Source organism: Terriglobales bacterium (assembly GCA_035624475.1).
Taxonomy (GTDB): Bacteria; Acidobacteriota; Terriglobia; order Terriglobales; family Acidobacteriaceae; genus DASPRL01.
The window spans coordinates 1-4,819 of sequence record DASPRL010000249.1 but is presented as its reverse complement, the minus strand read 5'-3'; the positions used below and the strand labels follow the sequence as shown (position 1 = coordinate 4,819).

Annotated in this window: 4 protein-coding genes; 2 read left to right on the top strand and 2 right to left on the bottom strand. The window is 69.3% G+C overall.

Features of this window, described 5'->3' with window-relative positions:
* Positions 1-51 precede the first annotated feature (51 nt).
* Complete coding sequence (locus VEG08_10150; protein ID HXZ28345.1) at positions 52-690, bottom strand: hypothetical protein; 639 nt, start codon at positions 688-690, stop codon at positions 52-54.
* On the bottom strand, positions 690-3,122 hold the full coding sequence (lptD, locus tag VEG08_10145; GenBank protein ID HXZ28344.1) for an LPS assembly protein LptD: 2,433 nt from the start codon (positions 3,120-3,122) through the stop codon (positions 690-692). Before lptD ends, VEG08_10150 begins: the two co-directional genes overlap by 1 nt.
* 113 nt (positions 3,123-3,235) lie before the next feature.
* Between lptD and VEG08_10140 the strand changes: the two genes are divergently transcribed.
* Together VEG08_10140 and VEG08_10135 are read left to right on the top strand one after the other, a co-directional pair.
* Complete coding sequence (locus tag VEG08_10140) at positions 3,236-4,261, top strand: RDD family protein (GenBank protein HXZ28343.1); 1,026 nt, start codon at positions 3,236-3,238, stop codon at positions 4,259-4,261.
* Between the two features lie 190 nt (positions 4,262-4,451).
* Complete coding sequence (locus VEG08_10135; GenBank protein ID HXZ28342.1) at positions 4,452-4,811, top strand: sulfite exporter TauE/SafE family protein; 360 nt, start codon at positions 4,452-4,454, stop codon at positions 4,809-4,811.
* Positions 4,812-4,819: the final 8 nt, after the last annotated feature.

The following is a 4,819-nucleotide window of genomic DNA, read 5'->3' as shown; positions in this document are numbered from 1 at the left end:
CAGGCGGGCGTCCAAGGCGGCGCGCTTGGCGGCAAGATCCATCGAGTGATTCTACCGCAGCATCGGGCCCGGGCAGATGCGCAGGATGTCGTGCACGACCTGGAAGCTGCGGCCGGGGAAGTCGCGCTGCAGGGCGGCGGTGAGTTCGGCCAGGGTGGGCGCGCCGCCGCGTCCGTCCACGCCGTGGGCGTCGTCGAGCAGGATGACATGCGGGTAGGGATGGCCGAGGATGGCGCGCAGCTCCACCGACAGCCGGTCCATCTTGCCCACCTGCGCGTCCCAGCCGTAGTAGCCGGCGTCGAGCCAGAACACGCAGGGCTCGCCCAGCCGGGTGAGCACGTAAGGCAGCAGGAACTGGCTGTCGCCGTGCAGCACCTCGACGTGGGGGAAGCGGCGGAAGCGGCGGCGCGCCAGCGCGGCCAAGTCCGGGTCGCTCTCGATGGAGAAGACGCGGCCGAAGTCGCGGCGGGTGGCGGCGATCATCTCGCCGTAGTAGGTGCCGGTCTCGACCAGGGTGGTCAGGCCGAATCGCCGCGCATACTCGAGCACGGCGCGCTGCTTCACCAGGTGAGGAGTGCGCAGGGGCCGGCCGCGGAGCCGCCACCACAGGTAATCGGGATAGTGGGCCAGGGCCTTCCAGGCGGGGTAGAGGCGGGTGTGGCCGAAGGCGCGCCGCAGCAGCCGCGACATCAGAAGAGCCGTTCCTGGCGCTTGAGGTTGCCGAACGTGCCGATGTTGGCCAGGGTGAAGGCGAAGCGGTACTGGTTCTCGTTGCGCACCGAGCCCAGAGCGAAGCGGCGGTACTCCATGCTGAAACCGCAGCAGTCCCAGTTGTAGCTCCACTGGAAGGCGCCGTACTGCAGGAAGTGGAGGTTGGAATCGAAGCCGATGTTGGCGGCCACGTTCAGGCCGCGCTTGTTGGGATGGCCATAGCCCGCCAGGATGCGGAACTGGTTGAACTTGGGGGCGGTGGCGCCGCCGCTGCCGGAGGTCTCGGGCAGGGCGTGCAGGAAGGCTTGCGCCCCGCCCAGGAACCAGTTGCCGAAGTGGTAGTTGAAGTAGGCGAAGCTGGAGCTGATGCGTCCCAGCACGGGATCGTAGGCGAGGTGCCAGTCCAGGTCGGTGTGGGCGCTGGTCTGCAGGCGCAGCTTGGAGAGCACGGGAGAGAAGCGCCGCGGCCCGGTGAGGAAGGCCATGCCGGTGAAGTCCACGGTGGTGGTGAAGACGTTGCGCGTCCCCGGGATCACGGTGTTGCCGAAGTTGGGATCGAGGAAGTACTTCTGCGAGACCTCCCAGGTCAGCAGTTCGCGGACGCGGGAGCCGCACGCGGGCGGCTGGGGAGCCGGCTCCGCCGGCTGCGCTCCCGGGCCCTGGCCCAGCAGAGGCGCGGCGGCGGGAGCGGGCTCGGCGGGCGCCTCGCAGTCCCCGGGCGCGCTCTTGGTGTAGAGGCGGTTGACCACCGCGTACTCGACCTCGTGAGTGTCGCTCAGGATGTCGCGCTCGTCGAAGCGGATGATGGCGTCGAAGTTGTCCACCCCGGAGACGTAGCGGTAGGTCACCCGCGGCTCGATGACGTGCTTGAAGCTGCGCCCGCCCGCCTTGGGCTGGTAGATGCGGGAGAGCGCGGGAGGACGGATCTCCAGGCTGCCCTCGATGGCGAAGCGGTTGACGTTGGGCGTGGCGCTGGTGCCGGGCACGCGCTGGCTGTAGTAGGTCTCGCGCAGGCTGGCCTCCGGGCGGAAGCTCCAGCCCCCGGCGTGCAGGGCCAGGGCCACGGTGGGCTGCAGGTCGAAGCGCCCCACTACGTCGTCGCTCTTGAAGGTGGGGGTGCGGCGAGAGACACCCTCGGCGGCGGCGTCGAAGGACCACACCAGGGGCGTGTCACCGAGACGCCGGTCCACGCTGGAGACCTCCACGCTGGGCGTGTGCAGGATGCTGATCACGTCGCCCGGGGTGGTGCTCAGGAAGTTCTGATAGCGGGCGGCCATGAGGTTGAAGGAGAGGCCGTCGTAGTTCTTGGAGAGGAAGCCGACGGTCCTGGCCTCGGAGTTGACCGCCTGAGTGAAGCTCTCGCCGAAGGCTTCGCGGAAGGCCAGCGAGCTGAGGTAGTTGGCCGAGACCACGCCGCGGATGTCGTGGGCGAAGATGCCCGCGGCGTTGACGTGGATGTCCTGGCCCCCCTGGTCCACCGGGGGCGAGCCGATGCCGCGGTCGAGCACCCCGAAGTAGCTGGCCTCGATGTAGGAGTTCTCGCTGGGCTTGGCGCGGAAGGTGCCCAGCTGCGCCCAGCCCCGCTGCGAGAAGTACTCGGCGCCCACGGTGACGTCCATGCTGCGGTTGATGGCCCAGTAGATGGATTCCCCCAGGATGATGCCGCGGCGCGAGGAGGTGCCGCCGCTGGGCACCAGGAAGCCCGACTGCCGCCCCAGCTTCTGCGCCGGGTGGGAGGCGAAGGGGAAGTAGAAGACCGGGACCTTCCCCACCCGGAAGCTGCTGCTGTAGATGCGGGCCTCGCCGGTGACGTGGATGACGATGCGGGCGGCGCTGAAGCTCCACTTGGGGTTGGGCAATTCGCAGGAGGTCACCGTGCCGTGCTCCACGATGTACTCGTCGGGGCCGCGCTTCTCCACCACGGCCCCGCTGAAGGCGAAGGGATTGGAGGAGGTGAGGGTGACGGTGTGGCCGCGGAAAGTGGCGCCGGTGGTGCCGGTCACCTGGTAGAGCTTGCCGCTCTCGGTCGAGAGGTTGTACTCGCCGCGGGCGGCCTGGATGTGCTCGTCGTGGGGCCCGCCGTCGAGCACCACGTTGCCGGTGGCGGTGATCTGGCCGGTGGCGGCGTTGTAGGTGATCTCGTCGGCGCGCAGCACCAGTTGCTTGTAGTCGATCTCGACGTCGCCGCGCAGGGTGTAGACGTCGCCCGCTTTCTCCTGCTGGCGGGCGCGGATGGTGGCGATGGGGGCGCCCGGAGGCCCGGGGACCTCGACCGCGGGCGGCGGCTCCTGGGCTTCCTGCTGAGTCTCGGCGCCTGCGGCCGGCGGCGCCGCCGGCGGCAACTGGCTAGTAACTACGCGCGGCGCCAGAAGCAGATGACAAACGAGGGCCGCCGTGATACCTAACTTCATGCGGGGACTCATCGGGAGCCGTCGAAGGTAACACGGCGCGGGCCGCGGAGCAAAGCGCGGCCGGGCCCTCCCGAAGAGGCATCCGCGGCTCTGGAGCTTCGCACAACCCGTTCATGGCCTGCCCGCGCTGCGGTGATGAGTGCCACTGCGCTCCCCTCCCCGAGGAGGAGAGCTCCCACGTCTCTGTCCTCATCGATCCGGAAGATTTCGACGCCAGCGAGCAGCAGTTTTCCGCCTCGCTGGAGAGGCCGGCGGGCGCGGCCCGTGCGGCCGACGCCCCCCCGGCGCCCGCGATGCGTCCCGAGCTGCCGCCGGCCGCGAGCGCGCGCGACTTCCACCGTCCCGACGACACCTGGAGGCGCGAAGTCTCTTCCCGGGTGGACGCCTACCGGCGGCGCCGCCGCCGCTACGATCCCGAGGCCAGCCTGCCGCTGAACTTCGACGCGACTCAGCCGCAGGTGGAGCCGCAGGGCCCGCCCCTGCCCAGCTTCGCGCGGGCGCAGGCGGCGGCCCAGGCCCTGGCCGAGGCCCCCAAGATCATCGAGTTCCCGCGCCCACCGGCTCCCGCCGCGGAAGAGCTGGCGGAGCCGCTGGTGGAGACGCCCCGCATCCTGGAGGCGGCGGAGGTGGTGGAAGAGCCGCCGCGGGTGGAGCCCAGCCCGCCCATGCCGGCCATCACCCTGCCGCCGGAGCCCCAGGAGGCCGCGGCCGCGGAGCCGGAGGAGCCCGAGCCGGCGCTGCCGGTAGCGCCCGTGTCGCAGCGCGTCCAGGCGACGGTGGTGGACAGCGTGGTGGTGCTGGCCGCCTGCGCTCTCTTCGCCATGATCTTCCTCAAGCTGGCAGGCGAGGCTCCCCACGGACGCATGGCGCTGGCCATGCTCTCCTTCATCCCCAGCTTCTTCTGGTCGGCCTACCAGTACCTCTTCCTGGTCTACGCCGGGACCACGCCGGGGATGCAGGCGGCGCAGCTCGGCCTGGAGACCTTCGAGGGGACGCCGCCCACGCGGCGGGTGCGGCGCTTCCGCGCCCTGGCCATGGCGGTCTCCTGCATGTCGCTGGGGCTGGGCTACCTGTGGGCCCTGGTGGACGAAGACCGGCTGTGCTGGCACGACCGCATCACGCGAACGTACGTGGTGTAGCCAGGGGTCAGGAGTTGGAAGCCAGTCCCGTAAGCCTTCCCTCATGTAGCCCTTTGCGTCCTTTGTGATAAGCAAGAAGCCAACCACAATGGACACGAAGGTGACACCGAGGTCACAAAGGCTGACTGCTGACGGCTGACTCCTGACTCCCCTCCTGATACCATCCCTGCGCGAACTTCGGGAGGCGAGCGTGAACATCCTGTTGGGTCTTCTGGTCGGGGTTCTGATCGGGGTCTTTTCCGGGCTGGTGGGAGTGGGCGGAGGGATCATTCTGGTCCCCATCCTGATCTATGCCTTTCATATGGACCAGCACCAGGCGCAGGGGACTTCGCTGGCCATGCTGCTGCCGCCCACCGGCCTGCTGGCCTTCCTGAACTACTACAAGGCCGGGCACGCGGACGTGAAGCTGGGCCTGCTGATCGCCGCGGGGGTCTTCGTGGGCGGGTATTTCGGCGGGGAGTGGGCGCAGCACACTCCCCAGGAGGTCATGCGCAAGGTCTTCGCGGTAGTGCTGGCGGGGGTGGCAGTGAAGATGTTCCTCCAGAAGTAGCACCTGTC

What these genes read in the sequence shown, in the direction of transcription:
- VEG08_10140 (HXZ28343.1), top strand. Translation starts at nt 3,236, where the DNA reads ATGGCCTGCCCGCGCTGCGGTGATGAGTGCCACTGCGCTCCCCTCCCC.
- VEG08_10150 (HXZ28345.1), bottom strand. Translation starts at nt 690, where the DNA reads ATGTCGCGGCTGCTGCGGCGCGCCTTCGGCCACACCCGCCTCTACCCC.
- lptD (HXZ28344.1), bottom strand. Translation starts at nt 3,122, where the DNA reads ATGAAGTTAGGTATCACGGCGGCCCTCGTTTGTCATCTGCTTCTGGCG.